General features: G+C 61.4%; 25 protein-coding genes and 1 tRNA gene. 11 read left to right on the top strand and 15 right to left on the bottom strand.

The genetic code is table 11. From position 1 onward, the window contains the following. Positions 1 to 24: 24 nt before the first annotated feature. Together NKI52_RS18305 and moaA are read right to left on the bottom strand one after the other, a co-directional pair. Entirely contained in the window at positions 25 to 498 is a 474-nt protein-coding gene (locus tag NKI52_RS18305; protein ID WP_023675020.1) for a hypothetical protein, read from the bottom strand. Between the two features lie 55 nt (positions 499 to 553). Beyond that, complete coding sequence (gene moaA, locus NKI52_RS18300) at positions 554 to 1549, bottom strand: GTP 3',8-cyclase MoaA (protein ID WP_031211306.1); 996 nt, start codon at positions 1547 to 1549, stop codon at positions 554 to 556. A 199-nt stretch (positions 1550 to 1748) separates the two neighbouring features. Between moaA and NKI52_RS18295 the strand changes: the two genes are divergently transcribed. Then, positions 1749 to 2102, top strand: coding sequence for a gamma-butyrobetaine hydroxylase family protein (locus NKI52_RS18295; RefSeq protein WP_352456745.1), 354 nt, complete (start codon positions 1749 to 1751; stop codon positions 2100 to 2102). Between the two features lie 24 nt (positions 2103 to 2126). Here NKI52_RS18295 and NKI52_RS18290 read toward each other — a convergent pair whose 3' ends face one another. Next, positions 2127 to 2555 carry a nuclear transport factor 2 family protein gene (locus tag NKI52_RS18290; protein ID WP_352698893.1) on the bottom strand — a complete coding sequence of 143 codons (429 nt, stop codon included), beginning with the start codon at positions 2553 to 2555 and terminating at the stop codon, positions 2127 to 2129. 159 nt (positions 2556 to 2714) lie between these two features. Between NKI52_RS18290 and NKI52_RS18285 the strand changes: the two genes are divergently transcribed. Beyond that, positions 2715 to 3326, top strand: coding sequence for a pyridoxamine 5'-phosphate oxidase family protein (locus tag NKI52_RS18285; RefSeq protein ID WP_023675024.1), 612 nt, complete (start codon positions 2715 to 2717; stop codon positions 3324 to 3326). Between the two features lie 27 nt (positions 3327 to 3353). On the opposite strand, the gene NKI52_RS18280 is transcribed toward NKI52_RS18285, so the two are convergent. After that, positions 3354 to 3806 carry a MarR family winged helix-turn-helix transcriptional regulator gene (locus NKI52_RS18280; RefSeq protein ID WP_352698891.1) on the bottom strand — a complete coding sequence of 151 codons (453 nt, stop codon included), beginning with the start codon at positions 3804 to 3806 and terminating at the stop codon, positions 3354 to 3356. A gap of 47 nt (positions 3807 to 3853) precedes the next feature. Between NKI52_RS18280 and NKI52_RS18275 the strand changes: the two genes are divergently transcribed. Then, positions 3854 to 4762: an alpha/beta hydrolase gene (locus NKI52_RS18275; RefSeq protein WP_352568641.1), complete on the top strand. Its 909-nt coding sequence runs from the start codon at positions 3854 to 3856 to the stop codon at positions 4760 to 4762. A gap of 34 nt (positions 4763 to 4796) precedes the next feature. Here NKI52_RS18275 and NKI52_RS18270 read toward each other — a convergent pair whose 3' ends face one another. After that, positions 4797 to 5411: a TetR/AcrR family transcriptional regulator gene (locus NKI52_RS18270; protein ID WP_352568640.1), complete on the bottom strand. Its 615-nt coding sequence runs from the start codon at positions 5409 to 5411 to the stop codon at positions 4797 to 4799. Between the two features lie 98 nt (positions 5412 to 5509). On the opposite strand from NKI52_RS18270, the gene NKI52_RS18265 reads away from it, so the two are divergent. Beyond that, positions 5510 to 6256: a 3-oxoacyl-ACP reductase family protein gene (locus tag NKI52_RS18265; RefSeq protein ID WP_352698888.1), complete on the top strand. Its 747-nt coding sequence runs from the start codon at positions 5510 to 5512 to the stop codon at positions 6254 to 6256. Positions 6257 to 6476: 220 nt separating this feature from the next. Further along, positions 6477 to 8381, top strand: a complete 1905-nt coding sequence (locus NKI52_RS18260) for a L,D-transpeptidase family protein (protein ID WP_352698886.1) — start codon at positions 6477 to 6479, stop codon at positions 8379 to 8381. A gap of 11 nt (positions 8382 to 8392) precedes the next feature. Here NKI52_RS18260 and NKI52_RS18255 read toward each other — a convergent pair whose 3' ends face one another. Together NKI52_RS18255 and NKI52_RS18250 are read right to left on the bottom strand one after the other, a co-directional pair. Continuing rightward, positions 8393 to 8869 (bottom strand): hypothetical protein, encoded by a 477-nt coding sequence (locus tag NKI52_RS18255; RefSeq protein ID WP_352568637.1) that lies wholly within the window; start codon positions 8867 to 8869, stop codon positions 8393 to 8395. A gap of 125 nt (positions 8870 to 8994) precedes the next feature. After that, the gene (locus tag NKI52_RS18250; RefSeq protein WP_023675031.1) at positions 8995 to 9246 is read right to left on the bottom strand and encodes a PepSY domain-containing protein; all 252 of its coding nucleotides are present in this window, start codon (positions 9244 to 9246) and stop codon (positions 8995 to 8997) included. A 643-nt stretch (positions 9247 to 9889) separates the two neighbouring features. Here NKI52_RS18250 and NKI52_RS18245 point away from each other — a divergent pair. Then, on the top strand, positions 9890 to 10555 hold the full coding sequence (locus tag NKI52_RS18245; RefSeq protein WP_156948025.1) for a hypothetical protein: 666 nt from the start codon (positions 9890 to 9892) through the stop codon (positions 10553 to 10555). A gap of 277 nt (positions 10556 to 10832) precedes the next feature. Here the strand turns inward: NKI52_RS18245 and NKI52_RS18240 are convergent. Both NKI52_RS18240 and NKI52_RS18235 read right to left on the bottom strand, forming a co-directional pair. Further along, positions 10833 to 10907: transfer RNA gene (locus NKI52_RS18240), tRNA-Val, on the bottom strand. A 100-nt stretch (positions 10908 to 11007) separates the two neighbouring features. Next, entirely contained in the window at positions 11008 to 11691 is a 684-nt protein-coding gene (locus NKI52_RS18235; protein WP_352568636.1) for a phosphoglycolate phosphatase, read from the bottom strand. 144 nt (positions 11692 to 11835) lie between these two features. Between NKI52_RS18235 and rpiA the strand changes: the two genes are divergently transcribed. From rpiA to gor, 3 genes are all read left to right on the top strand, one after another. Further along, a complete protein-coding gene (rpiA, locus tag NKI52_RS18230; protein ID WP_352456755.1) occupies positions 11836 to 12567 on the top strand; it encodes a ribose-5-phosphate isomerase RpiA in 732 nt (243 codons plus the stop codon). Then, complete coding sequence (locus NKI52_RS18225; protein WP_352568635.1) at positions 12554 to 13132, top strand: DUF2059 domain-containing protein; 579 nt, start codon at positions 12554 to 12556, stop codon at positions 13130 to 13132. The genes rpiA and NKI52_RS18225 overlap by 14 nt, the downstream gene beginning before the upstream one ends. Before the next feature lie 117 nt (positions 13133 to 13249). Continuing rightward, entirely contained in the window at positions 13250 to 14638 is a 1389-nt protein-coding gene (gene gor, locus NKI52_RS18220; RefSeq protein WP_352698883.1) for a glutathione-disulfide reductase, read from the top strand. 57 nt (positions 14639 to 14695) lie between these two features. Here the strand turns inward: gor and mgtE are convergent, their stop codons facing one another. Together mgtE and NKI52_RS18210 are read right to left on the bottom strand one after the other, a co-directional pair. After that, positions 14696 to 16060, bottom strand: coding sequence for a magnesium transporter (gene mgtE / locus NKI52_RS18215; protein ID WP_023675037.1), 1365 nt, complete (start codon positions 16058 to 16060; stop codon positions 14696 to 14698). Positions 16061 to 16332: 272 nt separating this feature from the next. Continuing rightward, positions 16333 to 18222, bottom strand: coding sequence for an ABC transporter ATP-binding protein/permease (locus tag NKI52_RS18210; RefSeq protein WP_352456759.1), 1890 nt, complete (start codon positions 18220 to 18222; stop codon positions 16333 to 16335). A gap of 627 nt (positions 18223 to 18849) precedes the next feature. Here NKI52_RS18210 and NKI52_RS18205 point away from each other — a divergent pair. Continuing rightward, positions 18850 to 19284 carry a hypothetical protein gene (locus tag NKI52_RS18205; protein WP_023675039.1) on the top strand — a complete coding sequence of 145 codons (435 nt, stop codon included), beginning with the start codon at positions 18850 to 18852 and terminating at the stop codon, positions 19282 to 19284. A 6-nt stretch (positions 19285 to 19290) separates the two neighbouring features. Here the strand turns inward: NKI52_RS18205 and NKI52_RS18200 are convergent, their stop codons facing one another. Continuing rightward, positions 19291 to 19968: a DsbA family oxidoreductase gene (locus NKI52_RS18200; RefSeq protein ID WP_023675040.1), complete on the bottom strand. Its 678-nt coding sequence runs from the start codon at positions 19966 to 19968 to the stop codon at positions 19291 to 19293. Positions 19969 to 19991: 23 nt separating this feature from the next. Then, entirely contained in the window at positions 19992 to 21812 is a 1821-nt protein-coding gene (locus tag NKI52_RS18195; RefSeq protein ID WP_352698880.1) for an extracellular solute-binding protein, read from the bottom strand. 231 nt (positions 21813 to 22043) lie between these two features. On the opposite strand from NKI52_RS18195, the gene NKI52_RS18190 reads away from it, so the two are divergent. Further along, positions 22044 to 22673 (top strand): invasion associated locus B family protein, encoded by a 630-nt coding sequence (locus NKI52_RS18190; RefSeq protein ID WP_023675042.1) that lies wholly within the window; start codon positions 22044 to 22046, stop codon positions 22671 to 22673. A gap of 124 nt (positions 22674 to 22797) precedes the next feature. On the opposite strand, the gene hspQ is transcribed toward NKI52_RS18190, so the two are convergent. Then, positions 22798 to 23121, bottom strand: coding sequence for a heat shock protein HspQ (gene hspQ / locus NKI52_RS18185; RefSeq protein WP_023675043.1), 324 nt, complete (start codon positions 23119 to 23121; stop codon positions 22798 to 22800). A gap of 221 nt (positions 23122 to 23342) precedes the next feature. Further along, positions 23343 to 24551, bottom strand: a complete 1209-nt coding sequence (locus tag NKI52_RS18180; RefSeq protein ID WP_352698878.1) for a UbiH/UbiF family hydroxylase — start codon at positions 24549 to 24551, stop codon at positions 23343 to 23345. Positions 24552 to 24570: the final 19 nt, after the last annotated feature.

Below are 24570 nucleotides of genomic sequence, written 5' to 3'. Positions count from 1 at the left end.
ATAAGTTCTGACGTCGCCGGATGCTCACGGTCCCCTGAGGCTGCCGGCGATCGCATCGACGAGCGGGTCGTATTTCGATTTCAGGGCTGGCGGGTAGTCGATCCAGACCGTGCGGATGACACCGTCTTTTCCGAACAGGCGGCGTTCATAGAAGATGTTCCCGCCTTTGATGCCCGACAGCACCGCCCAGTCCTTGCCGGTCTTGCTGTAGGTGATCCTGTAGCCAGGTTCCTTGCTGGCCCTCTCGGCGGAGACGAAGGCTGTCGGGGTGTCATCATCGATGTTGAGGATACCCGAACAGATCAGGCTGGCGCCATCGGCAGTGAGCCATTGTTGTCCATCGCCATTGTCCGGCTCAGGCTGGCGAAGAGTGAAGATTTCATCCGGAAAGGTGCAGATGGTACCGAAGCGCTCGTTCGTGTAGGTAAATGGCGCGGCAACTGCCGTGGTCCCCGCCATCACTCCGAAAAACGTCAGGACTGCAAAAAACCGCTGCACGCTTTGCCTCGCGCCGATACCAAGGCGATTATTCTTGCACGAAATCGGCGAAAAATCAGCCGCCGGTGACGCTCATATGCCGCGACACCGACGGACGGTTGGTGCGGCGATCGATGATGAAGTCGTGGCCTTTGGGCTTGCGGCCGATTGCTTCGTCGATGGCATCGGCGACCAGCTCGTTGCCTTCCGACGCACGCAGCGGCGCGCGCAGGTCGGCGGCATCTTCCTGGCCGAGGCACATGTAAAGGGTGCCGGTGCAGGTCAGCCGGACCCGGTTGCAGCTTTCGCAGAAATTATGCGTCATCGGCGTGATGAAGCCCAGCCGTCCGCCGGTCTCGGCGACTTGGACATAGCGGGCCGGGCCACCGGTCTTGTAGGGAATGTCGCTTAGCGTGAACTGGCGTTCGAGAGCCGCGCGCAGCAGCGACAGCGGCAAATACTGGTCGGTGCGGTCGGCGTCGATCTCGCCCATCGGCATGGTTTCGATGACCGTCAGATCCATGCCGCGGCCATGCGCCCAGCGCAGCATTTCCGGCAATTCGGCGTCATTGAAGTCCTTCAACGCCACGGCGTTGAGCTTTACCTTCAGCCCGGCCGCCTGCGCGGCGTCGATGCCGTCCATGACCTTGTCCAGATTGCCCCAGCGGGTGATCTGGCGGAATTTGTCGGCATCGAGGGTATCGAGCGAGACGTTAATGCGCTTGACGCCGCAGTCGGCGAGCTCGGTGGCAAAGCGGGAAAGCTGCGATCCGTTGGTGGTCAGCGTCAGCTCTTCCAGTGCACCACTCTCGAGATGCCGCGAAAGCTGGCGTACCAGGTGCATGATGTTCTTGCGCACAAGCGGCTCACCGCCGGTGAGGCGGAGCTTGCGCACACCCTTTTCGATGAAGACCGTGCAGAGCCGGTCGAGCTCTTCCAGCGACAGCAGGTCCTTCTTCGGCAGGAACGTCATGTCCTCGGCCATGCAATAGGTGCAGCGGAAATCGCAGCGGTCGGTGACCGACACGCGCAGGTAGGTGATCGTGCGACCGAAAGGATCGATCATATCCATGCTTGTGCGCTTCCCGTGGGCGTGAACGGCTTCGTTATATATGGCTATGTGATACGAGCCAACTTGGCATTCAAGATAGAAGCTCGCGATCATCGGTAACATTCCGACGCCGACAGATCATGTCGGAAGTTCTGAAACGGCCTGTTCCCTCGACGCGAAGCGGCGTAGGGAAGGGTGGTATTCCGCAGGATCCATCAGCATGACAGCGCCAAAAGAACTCAGGGTCTCGAAGGACCGCAAGCTGCTTTCCGTCACCTTTCCGGGCCATCAGCCGTTCGAATTGTCGGCCGAGCTGCTGCGCGTCGCCTCGCCATCGGCCGAGGTGCAGGGCCATTCGCCCGAACAGCGCGTCACCGTTCCCGGCAAGCGCAATGTAGCGATTCTGAAGATCGAGCCGGTCGGCAACTATGCCGTGCGCATCACCTTCGACGATTTCCACGACACCGGTATCTTCACCTGGAACTACCTGCATACGCTGGGTCATGAGAAGGATGCACGCTGGGCCGCCTATCTCGCCGAACTGGAAGAGAAGGGGCTGAGCCGCGACCGTTGAAATGCATCCCGCAGGACTCTCAGGTCAACGCAAGATCGCCAGTATCTCGCTGGTGTCGTAATAAAACGGCGTGCCTTCGATCAGCCGGTCATCCTTGAAGCGCAAGACTTCGGCAAACGGCTGTTTGATGGTTGCACCATTGGCCCGCGATGTCAGCGAAAGCGAGCAGCTCATGAACACCGTGTCATCGTTTTGGGCGACCTGAAGGTCCTCCACCGCCACGTCGCTCCAGATTTCCCGCATTTTGCGGAAAAGGGCGCCAACGCCGTCGAGGCCGTTCCAGTCACCGGCATAGGGCAGGGAGCGCGGCTCATGCACGACAATGTCGGCATGAAATGCGCCGGCAAGCACATCGAGGCTCTCCGAGCCTGATTGCAGGAAACGCATTTCAACATTGAACATGTTTTCAATAAGTTCCATGGCGGTGCGTCGCCGGTCGAGCGGTTTATCCATTTTTGACCTCCGTATCCGTTGGCACGATCATGCAGGTAAAGCGGTTTGCCCTTGTTTGCGTTGCCTCGACACCCGTTTCCTGATGACCGGCAAACGGGCACTTGTCGTGAAAACGTCATCCATCTGGAGTAGCGCCGGCAAAGCTTTGGAGACGAAACCATGTCCATGATCACCAGCATCGAACAGCTTGAAGCGCTCTATGGCCTGCCCGGCGAGGCGTCGGTGGTCAAGGAACTCGACCAGCTGATTCGCGAATACGCAGCTATCATCGAGGCTTCGCCGTTTGCCGCGCTCGCAACCTGCGGGCCAGAAGGGCTGGACTGCTCGCCGCGCGGCGATCTCGCCGGCTTCGTCCGCATCCACGATCCGAAAACGCTGATGATGCCGGACCGGCGCGGCAACAACCGTGCCGATTCGCTAAGGAACATCCTTCGCGATCCGCGCGTCGCGCTCCTGTTCCTGGTGCCGGGTTCCGGCACGACGCTGCGCGTCAATGGCCGCGCCCACATCACCACCGATACCGGGCTCTGCGCCTCGTTCGCCGTCGAGGGCAAGCCGGCGCGCTCGGTGACGATCATCGAGATCGATGCGGTTTATTTCCAGTGCGCCCGCGCCATCCACCGATCGGAACTGTGGAATCCGGCAAGGCATGTCGACCCGAGATCGCTGCCGACTCCCGGCCAAATCCTGGAAATCACCAGCCGCAAGAACATTGACGGCGAAGTCTACGACAAGGAATGGCCCGAGCGCGCGAAAAAATCGATGTGGTGAAGCATTTGGTGGTGGAGCACTGGGCTGTCAGGCGGTCTTCAAAACCTCGGCAACCCTACGCATCTGTTCGCCGATCATGTCACATTGTTCCGGCGTCGACTGGCTCATCGCCTTCTCGATCAGCGCCATATGGACCTTCAGCGCCTGCATCAGCAGTGCCTCGCCGGCCTCTGTCAACGTCAGCCTCAGCACGCGCTTGTCCTTCTCGTCGCCCTCGCGGCGCAGCAGGCCACGGGTCTCCAGCTGAGGCAAAAGCATGGTGATGTTGGAGCGGCCGACCAGCAGCCGACGAGCAAGGTCGTGCTGCGACATGCCGGGATGACGGTAGAGGTTCATCAGCACGTCGAGCTGCGCCGGCTTCAGGTCGAGCGGCGCAAGCTTCACCGCCAGGGTGCGTTCCACCACATGGCAGGCGCGCGCCACCGCGACCCAGTTGCGAAAACGCGGGTTGTCCCAGGGCAGTTCTTGCTTAATGTTCATGTTTGAACTATTATGTTCATGCTTGAACCAATGAATGGATCGCCACTATGGCATCATTTGGACTGAAGGTCATCCGCGGCACGTTCGGCGTGGCTGAGCATGTGGCACCGCGACTCACCGGGCGTGCTGCATTCGAGCTGTTCTGCCGCACGCCGCACGAGAAGAGCTTGAGCGAAGGCGAGCGCCGCGCAATCGATCGCGCCGCCGATTTCATGACCCAGGCACGCCATCACCGGCTAAAGACCAGAACCGGCTGCGTCATGGTGCATGAATTCCGGCCCGAGCCGGGCAGGGCGACTGCCGGCACCGTGCTCGTCATCCATGGTTGGCGTTCGCGCACCGAATACATGCGCGCGCTGATCGAAGCCTATCGCGATGCCGGCTACAAGGTGGTCTCGCTCGATCTGCCGGGCCACGGCCAGTCGCAGGGCCGCCGGCTTACCCTGGTCAGTGCGGTCGATGCGGCACGGGTTGCCGGCGAATGGTTCGGCCCGTTCGCGGCCATTGTCGGCCATTCCTTCGGTGGTGCCGTTGCCGCCAACGCCGTCGCCGGTTCGATCAGGAACATCCCGCGATTGGCGGCCGGGCGGCTGGTGCTTATCGCCGCGCCGAGCTCGCTGCCGGCGATCTTCGCTGATTTCAGCCGCATGCTGAATGTCGGCTCGCGCTCGCAGGCCGCCATGGCCGACCGGGTCGAGCGCATCGCCGGCCGGCCGTTGCACGAGTTCACCGGTGACCGCCAGCTCGCAAGCACGCCGCTGCCGACGCTGGTGATCCACGCGCCGGACGACCGCGAAGTGTCCGCCGAGCATGCAAGGCTCTACACGCGCGCCGGAGACCATGTGCGGCTTTACTGGGCCGACGGGCTCGGCCACCGCCGCATTCTCGCCGACAGGGGTGTGGTGGAGCGTGCCGTTGGCTTCGTTGCCGGCAGGCTGGAGCCGTCTCTGCAGTGACCTGAATATCGTTCTTGTCAGCCGGTTTCGACCGTCATGCCGCCCCGGTGCTGGCCATCGCTATCCAAGCCGCCATTGCCCCGTCCACCGTCGCCAGAAGAGCCGAGCGCGACGCGCCGTCGCGCGCCTGGATCGACATGCCGTGCTGCACGGTCGCGTAGAAGGTCGCGGCCGTACCGCAGTCGAAATCGGCCGGCAACTCTCCCTCGGCCACGCCACGCTCAAGGCGTCTCAGCAAGGCTTCGCGGTTTTCGGCGCGGCGACGGCGCAGATCATCGCAGATGGCGCCGCGGCTTGAGTCTTGGTGCAATGCGCCGAGCGCGATCAGGCAGCCTTGCGGGCGACCGGTCTGTGAATAGGCCCTGGCCGTCTGCCGCAGGAACCGCTCGACCGCCTGACGCGCGGTCGGCGCCTTTTCCAGCGCGGACCAGATCTCGGTTCCCTCGACCCGCGTGTAAAGCTCGGTTGCCTCGAGAAACAGCGCTTCCTTGCTGCCGAAGGCGGCATAGAGGCTGGGTGAGTTGATGCACATTGCAGCGGTCAGGTCGCTTATCGACGCGCCCTCATAACCCTTGGCCCAAAACACTTCCATTGCGCGCCGCAAGGCGGCGGCTCGATCGAAGGTGCGGGGGCGGCCTCGTTCCGGCATGGCATCCTTTCTGTATTGATCGATACATAATTCCGTTGACGTGGTTCAGCAAGACTGGCAGATATTTATGTATCAATCACTACAAAATGGAGAAGCAGATGTCATCCAGAAGCTTGAACGGCAAGGCCGCCCTCGTCACCGGCGGCAGCCGCGGCATTGGTGCGGCGATCGCAAGAAGGCTCGCGGCCGACGGCGCAGGCGTGGCGATCACCTATGTGAATGGCGAGAAAGGGGCGCGTGCGGTGGTCAGGGAAATCGAGGCGGCCGGCGGCCGGGCCTTTGCCATCAAGGCCGACAATCGCGATGCTGGGGCGATCGAGGCGGCAGTCGATGAGGCAGCAAAAGCCTTCGAACGGCTCGACATCCTGGTCAATAGCGCCGGCGTCTGGCGCGCTGCGCCGATCGATGTCCTGTCGCTTGCCGATTTCGATGAGACAATGGAGGTCAACCTCAGGGCCCCGTTCGTCGCCGCCAAGGCGGCAGCAGCGCATATGGGCGAGGGTGGCCGGATCATCTCGATCGGCAGCAATCTGGCCGAGCGTGCCACGGACGCCGGCCTGAGCGCCTATTCGGCCAGCAAGGCTGCCTTGGTTGGCCTGACCAAGGCCTTTGCACGCGATCTCGGTCCGCGCGGCATCACCGCCAATGTCGTCCATCCGGGGTCGACGGATACCGACATGAATCCGGCAGGCGGCCCGCACGCCGAGCATCAGCGTCAGAAGATGGCGATGCCTCGCTTCGGCACGGCCGACGAGATCGCCGGCATGGTTGCGTGGCTTGCCGGCCCCGAAGGGCGCTTCGTGACAGGCGCGGCATTGACCATCGACGGCGGCGCCAACGCTTGAGGTTTGGCTCACGGGCACTACCATTGGTCGGGAGCGACGGCGGATTCGCTCCCCCCGTCACGACGTTGTGAAACCGTTCTGCAACAGACGTTCCGAAATTTATGAAAGCTTAACGAAATCAGTATGAATCAGTGTAGTCACGCCTTACATCCGCCATGGGGTGGGCGAGACCGTGAAAGCGGTGCGGAACGGGATCCGGTTCAACCGGAGCGGGTGATCCATGAAATTCCTTGGAAACAAAGCAACCGTGCTGCCGTTTGCGCTGGCCGCGGCAATGCTGGCCTTCGCGGCGCCGAAGGCTGAAGCGCAAGGGTTCTTCGACATGCTTTTCGGCGGCGGCGTCAAACACGCACCGCCGAAAGGTAACTTTCCGCCGCCACCGTCAAAATACAAGCCGAAGCCCAGGGCGCCGGCCGCTTCCGATGGTGGGGGCGGTGGTGGTGCGCAAATCAGCGGCCCGTCCTATTATACCTACAAGAGCGATCCGCTGGTGCGCGTCGATTTTTCGGCACTGTCGGCAGCGCCTGAACCGGCAACGCCTCAGGACGCTGCTTTCGAGCCGGCGGCCACCGGGGCTGCATTCCGCGAAGCCATTGCCGGCCTCGACGGCTATGACCTCTACGCCGAGAAGGACATCGCCAAGGCGCTGATCGCCTATTACTCGGCCAATCCGGATTTCATCTGGGTGACGGGAATCAGTCCCAGCAGCCGCGCCCAGGATGCGGTGCGGGTGCTGGGCGAGGCCGCGAGCTACGGCCTGACGCCCGCCGACTACACCGTCGAAGTTCCGGCAGCAGGCACATCGGTGGGCAATGCCGATGAACGCCTGAAAGAGCTGGTCCGCTTCGAGATGGCGCTGTCGGCGCGTGTCCTGCGCTACGCCCGTGACGCACAAAGCGGCCGCGTCGATCCCAACCGCATGACCGGCTACTACGATTTTCCGCCGAAGCCGCTCGACATGGAAGGGGTGCTGAAGACGCTGGCCCATACCCAGCAAGTGCGCACTTATCTCCAGTCACGGCATCCACAGAATTCCGAGTATCAGGCGCTGCGCGTCGAACTGGAAGCGCTCCAGGCCAGCGCCGAAGACGAAATCACCATCGATCCCAATCTGCTGTTGAAGCCGGGGCAGACCAGCCCCGAGCTGCCGAAGCTTTTGACAAAGATCGCGCGCAATCTCGATGACGAGATGGGCGGCGCCTATGGCGAGGTCCTGGCGAGGCTCGCTACCAGCGAGGTCTACGATCCGGAGCTGGTGCCGGTGATCAAGGCGGTGCAGAAACGGGCCGGCATGAAAGGCGACGGCGTCATCGGCCCGCGTACCGTTGCATCGTTGGCCGGAACGTCCAAGGCCGACAAAATTCAGAAGGTTCGGGTTGCGCTCGAAGAGTTGCGCTGGTTGCCTTCCGACCTTGGCAGCCCGCGCGTCTTCATCAACCAGCCGGCTTTCACCGCGAGCTATATCGATGATGGCGAGGAGAAGCTGAAGACCCGCGCCGTGGTTGGCAGGCCCACCAACCAGACTGCTTTCTTCTATGACCAGATAGAGCAGGTCGACTTCCATCCCTACTGGGGCGTGCCGCAGTCGATCCTGGTCAACGAGATGCTGCCGCGGCTGCGCCGGGATCCTGGCTATCTCGATCGCGCCGGCTACGAGGTGGTCAATGCCCGCGGCAAGCGCATTCCCTCGTCCTCGGTCAATTGGGGCGCCTACGGCGCAAAGATACCCTACGGCGTGCGCCAGCTGCCGAGCGAGGCCAATGCGCTGGGCGAGCTGAAGATACTGTTCCCCAACAAGCATGCCATCTACATGCACGATACGCCGCAGAAGTCGTTTTTCCAGCGCGACATGCGCGCGCTCAGCCATGGCTGCGTTCGCTTGCAGGATCCGCGCGGCATGGCCGCTGCCGTGCTCGGCACCTCGGTCGACTACATCGAGGACAAACTGAAACACGGCCATTCGACCGAAGACGTGACACGCAATATCCCGGTCTATGTCGCCTATTTCACCGCATGGCCGGACCTGTCAGGCAAGGTCGAATACTTCAACGACGTCTACGGCCGCGATACAAGGCTGCAGCAGGCGCTCGACAGCACGGAAGCGGTGCGTTCGCCGGCAAGCTGACGAATGCGGTTCTAGCGCTGAAACAGTGGACGCCGGAAACCGGCATCGCGTCCGGCGATGAGCCAATAGACCAGGCCCGCGACAACGCCTGCGGCGGCAATGATGCCGATATCGGCCCAGCGCTCCGGGTTCGTGTCATCCGGTACATTGGGCCAGATCAAGGCGAAGCCGCCAACCGCGGCCGCCGCGCCGAAGACCATGTGCAGCCAAAAACTGCGCAGCGAGAAAAACTCGGCAATCAGTGCGAAGATCAGCGTCTGCAGGCCGGTCAGCACGATCGTCAGAAAATAGATGAACATGCCGAGCGGCGGCAACAGCAGCACCGCAACGGGGGTGACACCCATGACGTCGAAATAATTCGGCGCATTTGGCAGCGAACTCAGCCCGCCATAGATCGCCGCCACCGCGATCAGCCCAACCAGTACCGCTATGAAATAACCCGCGAGCATCATCAGAAAGCGCTTCAATACGTGCTTTACCGTCGCCATGCCCACCCCCGCGCGCAATGATAGCACCGCAGTCAGCCATCAAAGTCATATCTGCGCAAGTGCATGCCCAAGGCCGGGTGCCTCCGGGCGCGCCTTTTTCGAATGCTAACCTTTGCAGGCAGCGACTATTTCGGCGCGGCTGTCACCGGATCGTAGGTGATTTCGACTTTCGCCTTGTCGCTCGTGTAATAAATGACGGTGTAGCCATCGCTGTCCCAATCGATTTCCTTGATGTAGCGGAAGTCGTCGCGCTGCTCGACCTTGGCGATGATTTCCGACAGCTTCTTGGCATTCTGCGGCGGCACCGGATTTTCGTCCGCGGCAAAGGCCGATCCGCCGACAAGCAGCACGGCGGCCGCCAAAACAAGTCTGGACATGGCTTTCCCTCACATCTCGATCAGCAGAAACTCGTTTCTATGTAGGTTTGTTCCGGGATAGCGGACCGTTGCGCTACAAGGAGGCGCCGGCCGTGCCTGACTTATGGCTGCCGAAAGAACACGGCGAATGCTTAAAATCATGATGCGTCGCCTCAACATCGCGGCCGTAATAGTGCCGGTGGTCATTCGGGTTTTACATGCAAATGCGTCATGCCATCATATTTGTACTTTTCATATTTTCCATTCCGGCCATTTCGATGCCTGTCCAGAAAGCCGAGGCGCCAGAACCTGAACGCTATACGGTCTATTGCGCCGACGACCGCATCGAGGTTTCGTTCTGGGATATCGAGCAGATGAGGTGCGGGCCGGCTCCAACGTTTGCCAGTTCCAAAGCTATACGAGCTACAGCAGCGCCTTGAATTTCGCCCAAAGAATTTTGGCGGCGAGGGGGCGACCTGCAGCTGCTAGTGGTAAAAATCTGACGCTTGGTGCCCGATGCGGATTATCTGTTCCGACCCTTTCCGGTCGTACAGACGTGGCAATGCTACGGCGTCAGTTGACCCGTTCCGATCATTGGCCATCTTGCAACCGTTTGAAATCTGGCGCTAGATGGGACATGGGACCATTACTGTGCGAGGTCTCTATGGCAAACACAGAAGAAGGAACGCGCGTAGCAGGAGTTTGGCTTGCGATCGCCTCTATCCTGCTGGCAGGCGCGCTGGTCGGCCATGGTCCGATCGATCCCGATATGGGTCGCCAGATGGGAGTCATCACCGACGACCCTGTCCGATGGGCGATCATCCATTGGGTTTCCGCGGTAGCGCTATCACTGTTCGTCCTGACAGGTCTGATCGTGCTGGCGGCCAGATCGCGCCTCACCGAGGCGTGGTGGACGTTGTCTGCCTGGGGTGTGCTGACTGTCGGCGCGCTCTGGACCATGACGACCGCGGTGGCCGAGGCCACAGTGGTCTCCGCCGCTGCTGCCGCCGGGGACACGGCAACTTTCGAGGCCTGGTGGGCATTTTCCGAAGGAAAGGCTAACGGCTTCATGTTTTTGGCGTTGGCCGTTGCCGTGATCGCTGGCAACGAGGCGCAGACCACTCACCGAGCCACGCCGGTCTGGGCATCGTACATCGCAGTCGTGGCCGGAATTGGAGCCTTCCTCGGTTGGCCCCTGGGCATGTGGCTCGGAGTCACCCTGGGCAGCTTCGTCTGGGTCGTGGCATCACTGGTGATGTCCCTGTGGACACTTTGGTTCGGGTTGGGTTTAGCGCGGACCGTGATCGGGCTGCGGCCTCACAATGGGTGACATCGAGTCCGTAGCGGGAGCGTAGCGAGCGACCGCTTGATGACCGCGACGGGCGCTCCAGCCGCTCCGAGGCGGCGGGGATTGCTTCGCGCCGCTGAAAACGGCCTCGACGCGCGAGTTTGCCGAATGGGCAATATGCTTGCAGTAGGCGCGATAAAGCCGCTTCAGCAGCCGGAGCGAAAGGCAGGTTTACCCAGAGCGGGCCTACTGCTTCGGCACCAAGCGTCAGATTTTGACCACTAGCCGCTCTGACTTGGAATTGATTCAGGAAAGCAGATGGTGGGCGATGCAGGGATTGAACCTGCGACCCCACCCGTGTGAAGGGTGTGCTCTCCCGCTGAGCTAATCGCCCGCTCGTTGCCCGAAGGCCAAGCGCGCCGCGATATAAGGGAGGCCGGCCTGCGAAGTCAACCACTTGTCGATCGGCATCTGCGGCCGCCTGAGGTCCGGCTTCAGCCTTCTGCCGCGGCCATCAGCCCTTGGACCAGATCAAGCGTCAGCGAATCGAAATGCGAGATCACCGCCGACGGTTCGAACTCTCGCACATGGCGGTCGGTGTAGCCGAAATCGACTGCCACCACCGGAATGCCGGCGGCCTTTGCCGTGTCGATGTCGGTCTGCGAATCACCGACCATCAGCGCACGATGCGGGTCGCCGCCGGCGCGCGCGATGGTCTGCGTGAGATGGCGCGGGTCGGGCTTGCGGAACGGAAAACTGTCCTGGCCGCAGATCGCCGCGAAATGCCTGGTCATGCCGAGCGCCTCGATCAGCGCCACCGAATTGGCCTCGTATTTATTGGTGCAGATGGCCAGCAGGTAGCCGGCCGCCTCGAACCGCGCGATCGCCCCGGGGACGCCGGGATAGGGGCGCGATTTGCCGGGGATGTTAACGGTGTAATGGTCCAGAAACAGCTTGAGCAGGCGATCGTGCTCCTCCACTGCCAGCGACCTGTGCTGCGCTGCGTGGGCGCGCTCGATCATCACCCGGCCGCCATGGCCAACGAAGCGCCTGAAGCCGGCTTCGTCGACGGCCGCGAGCTGGCTGGCGGCAAGGCTGTGGTTGAGACTGTCGAGCAGGTCCGGCGCCGTGTCGATCAGCGTCCCGTCGAGGTCGAACACGATGATCGGTCGGGTCATGGCCTGTCCTGTGACGATTTGATTGCCGGCAGGCGATAACCGCTGCGGCCCGTTCAGGCAAGCCGGCTTATCCACCGCGGGCAAGGTCCTTTGACCAGCCCGGCAAAAATGCTACGAGCGCCGAAACAAATCTCGGGACCCGGTATGGATGCGAGGCAATTGAAGGTTGAGGCCGCGCGGGCAGCGCTTGCCCATGTCACGGATGGCATGCGGCTCGGCATCGGCACCGGCACGACGGCGGACGAGTTCGTGCGGCTGCTCGCCGACAAGGTCGCCACCGGCCTGACTGTCATCGGCGTGCCGACCTCGGAGCGCACCGCCGTCCTTTGCACCGAGCTTGGTGTGCCGCTGTCTACCCTCGAGGAAACCCCCGAGCTAGACCTCACCATCGACGGCGCCGACGAGATCGATCCGGCGCTGACGTTGGTCAAAGGCGGCGGCGGCGCGCTGCTGCGCGAAAAGATCGTCGCGGCGGCCTCCGCCCGCATGATCGTCATCGCCGACAGCTCCAAGATGGTCGAGATGATCGGCCGTTTTCCGCTGCCCATCGAAGTCAACCGGTTTGGCCTGCGCGCCACCGAAATTGCGGTCGGCGCGGCGGCTGCAAACCTTGGCCTTTCCGGCCCTGTTACATTGAGGATGACGGGGAGCCAGCCATTTGTTACAGACGGCGGCCATTTTATCCTCGATGCATCTTTTGGCCGCATTCCGGATACAAGAGCGCTTTCGAATGCTCTCCACGCCATTCCGGGCGTGGTCGAGCATGGTCTTTTCATCGGGCTGGCATCAACGGCCATCATAGCCGGCGGCGACGGCATCCAAACCGTCCATGCCGCCCGAAAATCAGGGAGTTTTACCGATCATGATGTTGCATAACCGGGTTGGCCGCTTTTTTGCCATTCTGGCGGCCTCGGCCGTTTTCGCGTTTTCGTCGCCTGCGTCTTCGCAGGACGTCACCGATGCGCATCTGAAGGCGGCGCGCGCCGCCGTCGCGGCGATCCATGCGACGGATACGTTCGACAGCATCCTGCCGCAAGCGGCCGCGGCACTGGAGCAGCAGCTGATCCAGAAGAACCCGGACATGCAGGAACTGATCGCCAAGACGATCAACGAGAAGGCGATGGCCTTGGCATCGCGCCGCGCCGACCTGGAAAAGGAAGCGGCGCTCGCCTATGCAAAGGTGTTCTCGGAAAAGGAACTCAATGAAATCGCCGCCTTCTACAATTCCGATTCCGGCAAGAAGCTGCTCGACAACGGCCCGATCGTGACGCGCGAACTGGTGAAGGCTGCCGAGATCTGGCAGAACGGCCTGGCTCGCGATCTCGCCCAGCAGGTCGGCGAGACCCTGGGTGCAGCGGCGAATGCCAAGGCGCCGGCTGCACCTGCCGACGGTACCGCTCCGGCCGATGGCGCAGCTCCCGCGGACGCTACACCGAATTGATTGCGGACTTCCGAGCCGCCTGACCGCCACTGGACCAAAAGCCCGGCAAGTCCGGGCTTTTCTTTTGATAGTCGGCAGCCTACCTGTCTCGGGGTTTGAGGGGCAAGGAGTTCAGCCATGGCCGGTTACGACTACGATCTTTTCGTCATCGGCGGCGGCTCCGGCGGGGTGAGGGCGGCGCGCGTCGCGGCCGCACTCGGCAAGCGGGTCGGCATTGCCGAGGAATACCGCTATGGCGGCACATGCGTGATCCGTGGCTGCGTGCCGAAGAAGCTCTATGTCTACGCCTCGCAATTCCCCGAGCATTTCGCCGACGCCGCCGGTTATGGCTGGACGGTACCTGAGGCGCGTTTCGACTGGCAGACGCTGGTCGCCAACAAGGACCGCGAAATCAGCCGGCTGGAGGCCATCTACAAGAAGAACGTGCAGGGCGCCGGCGGCGAGGTCTTTCATTCGCGCGCCACCCTGGTCGATCGGCATGTGGTGCATCTTCTTGGTGAGGATCGCACCGTTACCGCCGACCAGATCCTGATCGCTACCGGCGGGCGGCCGGCGCCGCATCCGGCATTGCCCGGCCATGAGCACTGCATCTTTTCCAACGAGGCCTTCGACCTCAAGGAACTGCCGAAGGCAATCATGATCGAGGGCGGCGGCTATATCGCCGTCGAATTCGCCAACATCTTTCACGGCCTCGGCGTCGACACGACGCTGGTCTACCGCGGCAAGGAGATCCTCAGCCGTTTCGACATGGACCTCAGACGCATGCTGCACGAGACGATGGAAAAGAAGGGGATAAAAATCCTCTGCCACGCCGTGTCCGAGTGGGTCAGGAAGCGGCCTGACGACCGGCTCGACGCGCTTGTCACCGGCGGCACGGTGCTGACGGTCGACCAGGTCATGCTCGCCATCGGCCGCATTCCCAACACCGAGAACATGGGCCTGGAAGGCGTCGGCATCGAGATGACCAAAACCGGGGCAATCCACGTCGACGAATACTCCCGCACCAACATCGACAACATCTGGGCAATCGGTGACGTCACCCATCGCGTGCAATTGACGCCGGTGGCAATCCACGAGGCGATGTGCTTCGTCGAGACCGCCTTCAAGGACAAGCCGACGGCGCCCGACCATGACACGATCGCTACCGCAGTCTTTTCGCAGCCCGAGATCGGTACGGTCGGCCTGTCGGAGGATGAGGCGGCAAAGCGCTTTTCGGATGTTGAAATCTACCGCGCCACCTTCCGGCCGATGCGGCACACACTTTCCGGCCGCGACGAAAAGATGCTGATAAAGCTGGTCGTCGACGGCGCCTCGAAAAAGGTCCTCGGCGCCCACATCCTCGGGCCGGATGCCGGCGAAATGGCGCAGCTTCTCGGCATACCGCTGAAGGCCGGCCTGACCAAGGATGATTTCGATCGCACCATGGCGGTGCATCCGACCGCCGCGGAAGAACTCGTCACCATGTACAAGCCGGCTTACCGGGTGAGAGATGGTGAGCGCGTCTGACGCGACGACAACCCATCGCGGCAACGAAATTGCCGCGATGGAAGTGCGTGAGTTTTCTTACAGCAACGTTCCGCGCAGGATCACCAGCGCCACAGAAAAATAGATCACCAGCCCGGTGACGTCGACCAGCGTGGCGACGAACGGGGCCGAGGCGCTGGCCGGGTCGAAGCCCATGCGCTTCAGGGCGAACGGCAGCATCGATCCAGACAGCGAGCCGAAGGTGACGATGCCAACCAGCGTGGCGCCGATCGTAATTGCGATCAGCGGCCAGTGCGGGCCGTAGTCGTAGAAGCCGAGATACTGCCAGAGCGCGATGCGGCAGACGCCGACCACGCCAAGAATCGAGCCAAGCACCAAGCCGGTGGGCAGCTCGCGCAATGCCACCCGCCACCAGTCGCCAAGGCCGATCTCGCGCAGCGCCAGCGCCCGGATGACGAGCGAGGTCGCCTGCGAGCCGGAATTGCCGCCGGAGCTCATGATCAATGGAATAAATAGCGTCAGCACGATCGCCTTTTCCAGCTCGCCCTCGTAACTCTGCATCGCGTTGGCGGTCAGCATCTCGCTGATAAACAGCGCGCACAGCCAGCCGGCGCGTTTCTGGATCATCGCCAGAAAGCCCATCTTCATATAGGGCTCGTCGAGAGCCTCCATGCCGCCGAAACGATGCACATCCTCCGTCGTTTCCTCGATCATCGTGTCGATAATATCGTCGATGGTAACGATGCCGAGCAGTTTGCCGTTGTCCACGACCGGAACGGCGAGCAGATCATATTTCGAGATCAACTGAGCAACCTTTTCACTATGGGTCAGCGGTGAAACGGTGATAGGCGCACGATCCGGCGCTATTGCTATGATCAGCTGATCCGGCTCGCCAGCGATCAGTCGACGCAGGCTGGTCGAGCGCAACAGGACATGCGTTTGCGGATCGACGATGTAGATCGCGTAGACGGTTTCGCGCGTCCGCTCCACCTTGCGGATGTAATCCAGCGTGCGGGCCACGCTCCAGTCCGGCGGCACGCTGACATATTCGGTCGTCATGAGCGAGGCGGCGCTGCCTTCGGGATAGCCGAGAATGGCAAGCAGCGTCGCGCGCAGCGGTGGCGCCAGGCCACCGAGCAGTTCGGAACGAGCCGGCTCGTTCAGATCGCGCAGTATGTCGGCGGCGCGATCGACCGACATGGCGGCAAGCAGTCTGCCTGCCTTGATGCGGGGCAGCGCCTCGACCAGTTCGGATGCGCCGTCGAGTTCAGGCTGGTCGAAGATCTCGACCAGCCGCCCGAACGGCACTTCGCAAAGCAGCTCCGATGCCGTCTCGCGGGGCTCCTGGTTCAAGGCCTCGACGATGTCGGCGACGTGTTCGTTGGCAAGTACGCGAGCGATGGCGTTGGCATCGCCGCCCGCGACAGGGGAAAACTCGTTCATGGCTCACTCCTTGCCGTCCGGCAGGACGTGAGCCTGTCGGGTCACGTCAAGCGGACGGCGGTTTCGTTCGACTGTGACTGTCGCCAGGCATGGCGCGGTGACCTTTCTGCTCGCGGGTTTGAGTTGAGATTCTGCAAGCCGGCGCAACATAGGAGCGCGCCTTGCCGAGTCAAACGCGAGAGCGGGTTAAAGCGGCGGCAAACCGACTGGATCGCGAGACTGTGATCGGGCGACGTGGCAGGCTGGCTGGATGCCGGCAGTGGTGCCCGCGGCTATCTCTGCTTCAGCCGGCGGGGAAAGCGCAGCCATTTGTCCTCGGCCGGCCGCGTCGGCTGCGTGAGGATGGTGGTGAGCTCTACCGGCAAGCTCGGAACCAGCGGCTTCTTGGTGGCGACGCCGTCGGCGATCGCAACCACGCTGTGGTAGAATTCGGTGCCCGCGAGCGATCTCGGCGGCGTCGCCTCATGCATGATCGAGATCACAGTTGCATCAGGGCAATTGTCCTTGATCGCCTGATGGAAGGCGATCCGTCCATCGGGGTCGAGCGCGCCGGTGGCTTCATCGAGGAACAGCAATCCCGGCTGCTGCAGCACGATGCGGGCGACAACCAGCTTCTGTTTCTGCCCACCCGAGAGAACCTGATCCCAGATCTTTCCTTCACGACTCTCATCGGCCAAATGCTCGATGAAATCGCCGAGGCCGGCCTTGTGCAGGGCGGATGCGACCTGCAGGTCGGCGTAATCATGCTCGGAACCGGGCAGGCAGACCAGTTGCTTCAACGAGACCTGCTGCAGCTTCACCTCCTGGGCGGCGTAGAAACTCCTGACCCCTTCCGGGAAGACGATGGTACCGCGGCCATAAGGCCACAGCCCGTTGATCGCCTTAATCAGCGAGGTCTTGCCGCAGCCGGATTCGCCCTTGAGGAAAGTCCACTCGCCACGCCGGAAGCGCAAATTTGCAGCACTCAGGAAGGGCGTTGCGTCCTCGCCCTGATGCGCCAGTTCGAGCTTCTGGATGGTCAGGCCGAAAACCGGGTTTTGGCGGTCGTAGCGAAAATCGGAGCGGCCGGTCTGCTGATAAAATTCCTGCGGGTGCTGGACGTTTTCGATCGCCTGCGCCAATTCAATGACGCGCAAGCTGTTGGCGCGCAACGTGGCAAGACTTGGCATGACATGGATGAACCACGAACATTTGCTGATCAGCGCGTTGACCTGTTCGGAACCTGTTATGTAACCCTTGAGGTCGAGGCCGTTATGGATGAACGGCACAAGGCCAGGCCCGAAGGCGACAATTTTGGCACCGACAAAGTTATAGACCGATTCGAATCCCGAATAGATGGTGTTGACGATGTTGAACTTCGACCAAGTCCTATCGATGTCGAGATAGAGCCGGCTATGTATCGTCTTCTGCACGACTTCGCCTTGCGAGGCCGCCACATGAAAGCTGCGGCGCAATAACGTGATCAGTTCGCCCCGATAGCTGCCTTCAGCCTTCTGCATCCTGATGTTGAGCCACTCCAGCATTCCGCCGATTTTGACTGCGATCCAGGTGTTGAACGGCACGTAGAGAGCGACCGCCAGCAGAGCAAGCACGACACTCCCGTAGCTGCCGAGGAACTCGAGTCCTTTTACCTCCACAGAATTTGCCAACAAAGCTCCACCGACAAAGTAGAGCGAGGTAAAGACACTGAATACGCCCATGGCAAGCCCAATAGCGCCGCCTGTCATGTCCTTGATCGATTCCTGCACGCGCTGGTCGATGTTGTCGGGCGCTGCCGTGCCGGACGAGCCATGCTGGGCGTGGTAGTGTGAATGGTTGGGGTCGAGTAGCGCCGCATTGAAGCGGCTATCTAGCCAGCCGCGCCATTTGCGATGCAATGTCGCCGATACAAACTTGCATGTACTGGTAATGCCCATGTCCTTGAGCACGACCAGCAGCACGAGCAGGCCGGCATTGGTCAGCAACGTTTTGAGCGGCGTGGTATTCGCGGCGTCGTGAAAAAAAGCGATTGAGGTATATAGTTCAGCCGCCGCCACGGTAAACCAGACGTCGGCTTTGCTAGAGAGCCCTGTCAGCAAGCCTATTACCAAGGTGAGCGTCCAGGCTTCGACCCACTTGTCCGAGAACCAGTAGGCCCGCATCAGTCCCCAGAAGCTGCGCATCGACGATACGGGCGTCAGGGGCGACTGCCTTGCGGCACCGCGGAGCCATTTTTCCGATATTGAATGTCGCGTTGGTCTATCGACCCGAATCACTATCCCGCCCAAACGATTTTTCTTTTGTTACGGACAGTAACACCAATTGATCATTTTCCATTAGCTTTTCACCAGTCGCAGGTGGCTTAGCTCGCCGGCCGTTGCAGTGGAGCAACAGAATGAATGATCACGGCGCTATGTCGTCATGCTTCGAGAGGCGGAATACCAACGCAATTTCAAATAGTTACTTGCCTGCGCCGGAGCAAGTAGAGACCTTCCCCTGGGGAAGGTCTTCACACAGCTTTGTGAACATAGAAGCGCCGTCCAGCGGTCGATCTTCACAGCCTGACTCGCCTTCACGGCCAGTCCGGCCTCGTCGGCGGCCAGAACGTGACCGTATGATTCGTGGTTGAAGCCGCCTTGTCAGGACCCGTAGTCGGCCAAGCAATGACTTTGCCGACACAGTCCAGGATGAAGATCAATATCAATTAGCCCGTGCCTTTTTAAGAGCGCGCACAAACCGCGTTTGACAAACACGCGCTTCGGATTGAACCTGCCGGACGCATCCAGGTTTGAACCGGGGGGAAGTTCGCCATGCTTGCACGGACATTTTTTGTCGCGACGCTCGCAACATTTTTCTGGCTGCCGCAAACATATGCCGGCAGCCAGACCGTTCCCGCAAACGCCGAGGGACAGATCGAGTTCAACACGCCGTCCGGCAATATTGGCTGCATCTACACGCCGAACGGCGGCACCAGCACCTACGAGCCACAGGATGGCGGACCGGAACTGAGCTGTTCGCGCGTCGAGCCCAGCTACGTCACCGTCATCCTCGGCCCGAAAGGTCCGGCGACGCTGATCAAGAATCCGGGCGAGCAAGGCTGCTGCGGCGGCGTCACCAGGCTGGCGTACGGCGCCAGCTGGAGTAAGGGCCCGTTTTCCTGCCAGTCATCCACCAAGGGATTGACCTGCACCGGCAAGCATGGCCATGGCTTTTTCATCAGCAAGGCCAAGGTGACGGTGAAGTAGCCCGACTCAGTTCGCTGTTTCCAGTTCGCCGCGTGCCTTGGCCGCGGCGACCTGGCGGAGTGCATCGGCGAGCGTATCGGCGTCCTGGGCGCCCATCACCGCATATTTGCCTTCAAGCAGAAAGCACGGCACACCCGATATGCCCATGCGCGAAGCGGTGGCGATTTCGGTGCGCACCGCCTCGACATCGGCGTCGGTCGGCAGAAGCGTTTCGACCACGGAGGCATCCATGCCGGCTTCGCGCGCGGCTTCGATCAGCACGGCATGATCGCCGAGATTGGCGCCTTCCTCGAAATTCAGCTGGAACAGCCGACGCACCACCCGGTTCTGAATGGCCTCGCCGGCCGTCCCGGCCCAGCGAATGAGACGGTGCGCATCCAGCGTATTGGGCGCGACCTTGATAGCGTCGAAGGCGAAGGAAATCCCTTCAGCCTCGCCCAGCGGCTCGATCCGGGCATGGATTTCGCGGATGCGTTGCTCGCTGCCGAATTTCGCCACCATATAGTCGCGGCGGTTCTTGCCTTCGGGCGGGATTGTCGGGTCGAGTTGGAAGGGCCGCCAGTGTATGTGAACGTCGATATCGACGGCGGCAATCGCCTTGTCGAGCCGTTTCTGGCCGATAAAGCACCAGGGGCACACGACGTCGGAGACCACATCGACGGTAATCGAGTTCTCGTCGTTCATCTTGATCTCCTGTTGTGAAGAGGTCACTTCGGTTTGCGCCACCAGGTCGGCAACTGATAACCGTATATGGGCGTCTTTTGCGGATGTTCCAGATAGTTCCAATAAGCGAGCCATTGCTGGTTGTTGTGCTGCGTCGGCACCATGTAGTTGCCGGAGATCAGCAGCCGGTCGAGAACGCGGACGGCGGCGACGGAGTCCTCCTTCGAACGAGCTCTCAGCATCGCCTCGATCGCCGCATCCACCGCCGGATCGGCGACGCCGGCGAGGTTGAACGATCCTTCGGCCTTGGCGGCAGCGGATCCCCAGCGCCCGGTTTGCTCGATACCGGGCGACAGCGAGTTGTTGAAACCGGTCGAGCCGACCAGCACCTCGAAATCGAAACGCTGCTTGCGCGACTGGATCTGATCACCGTCGAGGCTGCGGATGCCGACATCGATGCCGAGCTTCTCAAGGGTGCGCTGATAGATAGCGGCAAGTCGCTCTTCGTCCTGCGAGGCGGTCAGGATCTCGAAACCGAACGGCTTTCCCTCGGGATCGAGCATCGCGCCGTCCTGCACCGTATAGCCCGCGCCCTTCAGCAGCTCGAATGCCGCCTTCAGCACCTTGCGGTCCTGGCCGGAGCCGTCGGTAACGGGCGGCCTGTAGGTGCCGTCCATGACATCTGCGGGCACGCGGCCGGGGTAGGGGGCCAGCAGGGCCTTTTCCTTTTCGCTGGCCGGGTGGCCGAGCGCGGACAGTTCGGAATTCTGCCAAAAGCTCATCGTGCGCGTGTATTTGCCGCCGAACAGATTCTTGTTGGCCCATTCGAAATCGTAGAGCATGCCGAGCGCGCGCCGCACGACCGGATTGGAAAATTTCGGCAGCCGCGTGTTGAACAGGAAACCGTTGACCACCGGCGGAATGCCGGTATCGAAAGTTTCGGCGATGACCTCGCCCCTGTGGAAGGCCGGAAAATCGAGATCGCGCTCGCGTTTGACCGGGTCGCTGTCGTCGTCGATGGCGCAGATGCCTTTCTTGAACGCTTCCTGCTTGGCGTTGGCGTTGAGGAAATATTCGATGGTGATCTGGTCGTAATTGTCGAAGCCGCGCTTGGACGGCACGTCCTTGCCCCAATAGTCCGGATTGCGCTTGAACACGATGCGCTGACCGGGCACGACTTGCGCCACCGTGTAAGGCCCGCTGCCGATCACCGGCTTTAGCGTCGTCCTGTCGAAGGTGTCCTTGTTGAAGGCGTGTTTCGGGATGATCGGCGTCAGCGCAATGATCAAAGGAAATTCGCGGTCGGCCTTGTCGTTGAAGGTGAAGCGCACACTGCGGTCGCCGGTCTTTTCGAGCTTGGCAATCGCTTTCATTCGCTGGCTGTAAGGTGGGCGGCCCTTCTCGGTGAAGACGTCATAGGTAAACAACACGTCTTCCGGCGTCACCGGCTCGCCGTCCGACCATTTGGCGTTGGGATCGAGGTGGAATTCGATGCTCTTGCGCTCGGGATCCATGTCGGCGGTATCGGCGAGCAGGCCGTAGAGACTGAAGGCCTCGTCGTAGTTGCGCTGCATCAACGGCTCGAAGACAAGATTACCAAAGGCTTGATCCATCATGCCGCGCGCGGTGGTGCGCAGGCTTCTCAGGATGAACGGATTGAGATTGTCGAAGCTGCCGACGACGCAATAGGTAATGCTGCCGCCTTTCGGCGCGTCGGGATTCACATAGTTGAAATGCTTGTAGTCGGATGGCAGCGCCGGCTCGCCCTGCATGGCAAGCGCGTGCTTCGGTTCCGACAGGCCCGGCTGCAGGGAAAGGCCGACAAACAACATTGTGGCGATCAGCCAAACGACAACGCGGCCCATGACTGTCTCCTTCCCGATTCGATGCGCAGCATACATGAGCCGGTCGTGCACCGGCCAACCCCTTGAGCCTATCCCTCGGCCAAGATTCGCGAGACCCGGGCTGGATTCGGCACCGCTTGCAGTGTAACACGCCGTCCGAAGTCATTCTGTTGCCTCATTTCGGCAACAGGTAGCTGGACCACACGGCATGAAAAAAGCCGGTTCCGGGATCATTTGAGAGGAATGCACGACATGACGAGCCTGAACAGCAACGCGTACCGCCTGTCGGTCATGGCCGCTGGCGTAGTCGGCATTCTGGGCGCCGGGATTCCCGCTGCTTCCGCGCAGCAGCAACAGCAGATTCCGCAAGGCTGGTTCAAGGCCTGCACCAAGCAGGAAGACGTCGACATCTGCAATGTCCAGAACATCACCACCGCCGGCAACGGCCAGCTCATCACTGGCGTCAGCCTGATCGAATTGAAGGGCAAGGTGAACCGCAAGGTGTTCCAGGTGACGGTTCCGACCGGCCGTCTCGTTCCTCCCGGCATCGGCCTCCAGATCGACGGCGGCAAGGCGCAGAAGCTCGACTATGTGATCTGTTTTCCGGATCGCTGCGTGGCGGAAGTGCCGCTGACCGATCAGCTCGTCGCGTCCTTCAAGAAAGGTTCGAACCTGACGCTGACCTCGGTCAATTTCCAGAACCAGCCGAACCCGATCAAGATCGCGCTGACCGGCTTCAGCGGCGCCTTCGACGGCCCGCCGCTGCAGCAGTCGGACATCGAGGACCGACAGAAGAAGCTCCAGGAGTTCGTCGCCAAGAACAATCAGGACTTTGCCAAGAAGCTCAAGGAAGAGCAGGAAAAGGCGAAGGCCGCCAACTGATCGACGGGTTTTCGAACCAACAAAAAAGCGGGGGCTTATACCCCGCTTTTTTCGTTTGGACCGGCTGTTTGTCGGGTCCAGCCATGTCTCAAGCCTGTCCCAGTCCAGCCAGATTCCGACTAAGTCAATGTCTCAATTGGTGCTTCGGCTCGTAGCGCCCGTCCGGCTTCTTGTCGAACATTTCACCAATCTGCGGATGCCGGACCGGTTCGCCCGACCGGTCCTCGAGTAAATTCTGCTCGGACACATAGGCGATGTATTCCGTTTCGGAATTCTCGGCGAGCAGATGATAGAAAGGCTGGTCCTTGCGCGGCCGCACGTCAGCGGGGATCGCCTCGTACCATTCGTCAGTATTGGCGAATTGCGGATCGACGTCGAAAATGACGCCGCGGAACGGAAACAGCCGGTGCCGAACCACCTGTCCGATCGAGAATTTGGCTGTCTTCATCGCACTCACCACTTGAACTTCTTGAACGCCACGCATCCTGGAACACGCAAGGAACGCTCCAGGACTTTAGATTCTTACGCACCGGTCCGGCAAAGATTGGCCCAGACCTTAAGGTCGACATCGTCATTATTTGGCGCAGACGCCGCGTCAATTCAATCCCGATCCCCTTGATGCCGGGTTGAGCATCGCGAGATGCGGATCAAGGGCGGTGGCCAAGATCGCTATCGCTCAGCCGGTTTTCGCAATCCGCCAAAAAACGCCGCAAAACCGCTGCCGGGTCGAAGACCCTCGCGCATGAAAAACGCCCGTAACGGCGCAAACCCCTCAAGCGCGCCAAGGCCAGCGCTGCGCACCATCTGAGCCGGCAGCATGTCGGAAAGCAACGACATGTTGAGCAGGTTGACCGCGCTGCTGCGCGCCAGAATGTCCGGCCGCCGCTTGAAATCATAGGCTGCAAGCGCCTTGGCGGCGCCCGGGTCCGCGCGGTTTCTGCTTGCGGCACCAATCAGGTCGTCGATGTCCCGGATGCCGAGATTGAGGCCTTGCGCGCCAATTGGGGGAAACACGTGGGCGGCTTCACCGACAAGTGCCACGCGGCGCTGCGCAAACCGCCACGGGCTCACCGCTGAAAGTGGGTAGATCTGCCGGCCGGGCTCAACCGACACGCGGCCCAACATCGATTGCATTCGCTGTTCGACCCGCGTCGAAAGCTCGGCGTCGTCGAGTGCTGCAAGGTCCTTGGCGATATCGGGTTCGAGCACCCAGACAAGGCTGGACCGGTTGCCGGGCAGGGGAACCTGTGTGAACGGACCGGTCTCGGTGTGGAATTCGGTCGAGGTGAAGGCATGGTCGCTGCGGTGACCGAAATTGAGCACCAACGCCGCCTGCGGATAGGATCGGATCGAGGTCCGGATGCCGGCTGCCTCGCGGGCCGGCGACTGACGGCCATCGGCGGCAACTGCCAACGATGCCTCAACCTCGCTGCCGTCGGCGAGAACGGCATGGGCATGGTCGGCATCGAGGCGCCATGCCTCCACCATCGACTTTCGCCATTCGATGCCCGAATGCGCGACAGCCTCGGCTAGCGTGCGGTTGAGAACGCTGTTGGGCAAGTTCAGCCCGAATTGCTCTTCGTTGATCTCGCTGGCGCGAAAGGTCACTGTCGGGCTGCGGATCAGCCGGTTGGTTGCGTCAACGATACGCATCACCTTGAGCGGCGCTGCGTGCGGCCTGATTCCGTCGAAGATCCCTAGCCGTTCGAACATCTTCAGGGCAGGGTTCATCAAGGCTGTCGTACGGCCGTCGGGGCCGGCTGCATCGGGTCCGACGAGCGTCACGGGAAAGCCCGCCTCGGCAAAGCCAAGCGCCGCGATCAGCCCCGCAGGGCCGCTGCCGGCGACCAGTATCCGTGCTGTTTCCCGATGGTTCAAATTCGGCTTCCGGATTGCG

The organism is Mesorhizobium sp. M0590 (genome assembly GCF_040320905.1).
In the GTDB taxonomy this organism is placed as follows: domain Bacteria; phylum Pseudomonadota; class Alphaproteobacteria; order Rhizobiales; family Rhizobiaceae; genus Mesorhizobium.
Note: the sequence above shows the minus strand (reverse complement) of the source record. Positions and strands in the feature narration are given on the sequence as shown.